A 3,709-nucleotide genomic window follows, 5' to 3' on the forward strand; every position below is an offset into this window, starting at 1 on the left:
CCACCCGCTGATCGATAAAACATGCAAAGTCGCATTCGTAGCTCAATTGGATAGAGCATCGGTCTTCGGAACCGAGGGTTGCAGGTTCGAGTCCTGCCGGGTGCATTCCTAAGTGTGTGAGAAATCTGCGGTTACGAGACCGCCTTCGCCCCTCAACTTGTCAGAATCCTCAGTCGTCTGGGGATGACGACTGAGGAATATGGCGAATGGCGATCAAAAACCGCCTTGCAAATTCACCCTGGTTTCCGCTTTCACGGCACCGCAATGGCCAGTGGTGCGCTCACATCTGGGATTCGCGTCAACAGCGATCGAGAACGTACTACTTTGGCGCGATCGCCAAGGATCCAACAGGCAAAGTTGCGCTGTATGACCCCGCACAAGGCTATTTCGCACGTCTTCCCGGCATCGAGGCCGGGACCGATCATCTTGCCCGAAGCATTGTCTACGATACTGGGTCTCTTACGCTTGGCGACTTGGTAAGACGTTATCTGCAGGAAGTAAAGAATCGAGTCGACGCTCACGAATTGTCCCTTAGAACCTTGGACAGTTACCTCCGCGAATTGACCAAATTTGCTGGCTTCATTGGTACGGACGTGCAGGTATCGGTGCTTCGGCCAGAACACTTTGCACGGTACATGGAACATCTCACTCGGGCACGCAAGCTGGGGAATTGCGCGAGGCGTCGCGTCCGCACCGACATCACCGCAATGCTCAACTTCGGGCAGAAGAATGGTTGGTATGCGTTCGTTCCGACCGGTGCCGCCTGGCGGAGTCCGCCGATCGATCGAGCGTCATTACGTCAAGCGCGGATGCGGGCGGGGAAGCCCGATTACTCGGATCGACTGCCCACCGGCAAAGAGATTAAAATGTTATTGGCCCGCGCAACGCCAAGTTTCAAAGCGATCATCCTGCTCATGATCAATGCGGGCTTGGGTCCGGCTGACATCGGTCGGCTGAAGTGGAGGCATCTTGATTTAGAACGAGGCCGGTTGATCTTTCCGCGACCGAAAACCGGCGTCGAGCGACGGGCGTACATCTGGAAGAAAACGCGTCTGGCGTTGCGAAATGTTCAAAAGCTCAAGCGGGTCGCCGCAGCAATTGCGAAGGATGGTGAGGACGCACCGGTTTTCATTTCAGAACAGGGCAACTTGATGTACCGCGAATCACTCCGGACACAGGAAGTGGAAGTCGATGGCGTGAAGTGCCGCAAAGTTGTCGGCGTAAAGGTTGAAAACGCGGTGAGCATCACGGTGCGACGATTGATCAAGATTACTGAGCTGCCGGCCGGTCTAAAGCCGTATGCACTCCGTCACGCCGCCAAGACGTACGCCAAGGCGTCGCGCGATCCGGATGCAGTCAACTTGATGATGGGCCACCAGGATCGAAGTATCCCGGGCGCCTACGACCATGAGCGGATTACTTGGAGGCGGATGAAACGGGTTGCACTCGCCATCAACCGGAAGCTGTGGAACCGAGCGGGACTGATTAAGCCGCCGGCAGCAGCGAAGCAGCGTTCGCTGCCGCCCGGTGCCGGACAAAACGGTGAGTGTGGGCGGCCTGCGGCGGCGGTTGCGCTGAACTGACTTCACTCAGGTCGGCCTCGGCGATCCGATAGTGTCGACGTCGACCAGTGCCGACGTTTAACGCCCGCAAACGTCCGGATTCGATCAGGCGGCGCAGCGTCCGCCGATCGATTCTCAGTGTGTGGGCAGCCTCGGCTTCGGTCAGGAACATCGAATCTACTCCCAACGATCAATCGTAAAGAGCGCGAATCAATTGCGGCAGTAATTTCGATGCATTTCTCACGTCCAGTTTGTCGGTCACCGGCGCGCCCTCTTTCGCACCAGCTCGACGTCATGCCGCCCGCCGCCGGTGCCTGGCGTCGATCTCGCGTCGAATCTCGCTGTCGTTCAAGCGAACGCGCAGCGCTTGTTCAATCGACTCAGGTGACGCTGGCGACAGTTCCGTCGCCAACGTTCTGGCAACGTCGATGACCTGGCGATCCCAGGTGAGCAGCGACTGGTCGTGGGTGGCTTCAACTACTGTCACTTGCTGATGGTCGGCAGACTCCTTCCAGCGGAACGTGCCGTCGACCAGCACCACAGCCGCAGCGTCGCCGAAGTGTCGTTCAACGGCTTGAGCGTCGGGGCTGTCGGGCATGATGCGAATCTGCAGGCCGCGTTCCTCGTGAAGGTCGTGCTGCCAGATTTCCGCAAGCTCACGTATTTGCGACTCTGGAATGGCGGTGCCCGTATTCTGAAGCAGATTCGACATCGCCCGGTGCGAGAGGATCAGTTCCCATCGCTGCGGAAGGCTCTCCGCGAACAGCCAGATACGATTGGCGATCGACGAGTGCAGCCTTCGGATTCGTTCGACGATACTCGCGGTGAAGCGGTTGGGACTGAGGCGGAGCATCGATCGGCGGATCGAAGCGGGAAGGAGGAACAGCGGCGGGACAGCGGGGCAAAAGATCGACACCTGTGCCGATGACCAGCGGGTCGTGAGGCGCTTGGCGATGTCGCGCGGCACGCTGTCGTTCAACCGCAGGAACTCGCCGTGCAGCAATTCGTTGAGGACAACAGGTGCCGCCTGACTCGTCTCATCGCCGAGAACACTCGTGACCTGAGATTCTTGGACGCCAAGCTGCTGGGCGATCCAGCGAATCACGGGTGCATGATATTTCAACGGAATCGTCCCCTTGTCGAGGTGCCGAGCAAAGCTGCTTCGCGGAACGCCGATTGCTTCGGCCGTCTGGTGAACAGTGAGCCGGCGTTGCTCCCTCAGTTGCTGCACGAGGTGGATCAGACGGGTGGTTTTTTGATCAGTGCTTGTCATGAGTTTCATCTCCTTTGATTGAAGATGAAACAGTCGACGATCTATCTTCGCTGCGCCCACACAGTGGATTCTTGTGGATAGCCGTAATTTCTTTGCCAGATTGCCGTTATGACAACGGAATTCCTCCACGAATCTAAGAATTGGGCTAGCAAGTACCCGCCGAAGAGACGATTTTGCTTGGGATTCGGGTTGGGGACACATCGTGACTCGCGACGACAAGGTTCAACTGAAGTGCGTTTTCGAGGATGACGCGGCCGAGTTGCGGCTGCGGGACCTGCAGGTGCATGTGCCCGGAAAGACCAGCTCTGTGCTGACAGGCAAAGCAAACTGGAAGCTACTGGCGGAACTGCTGCTCTGCTATCGCATTCGTATATTGGAGCGTCCAACCTGCATCCCAGTGCATTTGGAGGAGGCGGATTCACTGCTCGGCGACGACTTTGAACAGGCATGGTCGCTGGTCAAAAACCAATTGAACAAGAAACGGGAAAAGGGCCACCCCGCCGAGTTGCAGGACCACATTGAGGGTATCACGCAGCACGCGTACAAGGGGAGCCCTCTCTCGATCTCGATCGCCCCGATGCGCCTGCCCGGGGGAAATGTCACGTTCTCGTTGATCAACGTCAGCACTGGGGAGACCACACATCTTACACAGTGCCGACAAATGCAGATCGTTCTGGACGCCTTGACCGGCCGCAGCGGGCCTGCCGTCCGTGGCTTGACCGGCGACTCGGAGGCGGCGCCAGCTAGGCAACAGGAGCCGTTTCGCTTCGGAAATCAGGCGACCCGCACGTTTGTCGCACACTATTTCGACGATGGCTTGGCGATGGAGTATGTGGAATGCCACAAAGACAAGAGGGACTTCGAGATTCCAGCC

3 protein-coding genes and 1 tRNA gene are annotated in these 3,709 nt (G+C 57.8%); 3 read left to right on the forward strand and 1 reads right to left on the reverse strand.

Going from position 1 to position 3,709, the window contains the following annotated elements; all coding sequences use genetic code 11:
• The first annotated feature begins 31 nt into the window (after nucleotides 1-31).
• Both SGJ19_05090 and SGJ19_05095 read left to right on the forward strand, forming a co-directional pair.
• Nucleotides 32-105: transfer RNA gene (locus SGJ19_05090), tRNA-Arg, on the forward strand.
• A 101-nt stretch (nucleotides 106-206) separates the two neighbouring features.
• Nucleotides 207-1,583 carry a tyrosine-type recombinase/integrase gene (locus tag SGJ19_05095; GenBank protein MDZ4779608.1) on the forward strand — a complete coding sequence of 459 codons (1,377 nt, stop codon included), beginning with the start codon at nucleotides 207-209 and terminating at the stop codon, nucleotides 1,581-1,583.
• Nucleotides 1,584-1,854: 271 nt separating this feature from the next.
• Here SGJ19_05095 and SGJ19_05100 read toward each other — a convergent pair whose 3' ends face one another.
• The gene (locus SGJ19_05100) at nucleotides 1,855-2,964 is read right to left on the reverse strand and encodes a hypothetical protein (protein MDZ4779609.1); all 1,110 of its coding nucleotides are present in this window, start codon (nucleotides 2,962-2,964) and stop codon (nucleotides 1,855-1,857) included.
• A gap of 73 nt (nucleotides 2,965-3,037) precedes the next feature.
• Between SGJ19_05100 and SGJ19_05105 the strand changes: the two genes are divergently transcribed.
• Nucleotides 3,038-3,709 (forward strand): hypothetical protein (locus SGJ19_05105; protein MDZ4779610.1); only part of this gene is annotated, 672 nt, incomplete at its 3' end.

The sequence above is a fragment of the Planctomycetia bacterium genome (genome assembly GCA_034440135.1).
Taxonomy (GTDB): Bacteria; Planctomycetota; Planctomycetia; order Pirellulales; family JALHLM01; genus JALHLM01.

Bases quoted from the DNA above. Each gene is read 5' to 3' on its own strand.
- SGJ19_05095 (MDZ4779608.1), top strand. From the start codon at position 207: ATGGCGATCAAAAACCGCCTTGCAAATTCACCCTGGTTTCCGCTTTCA.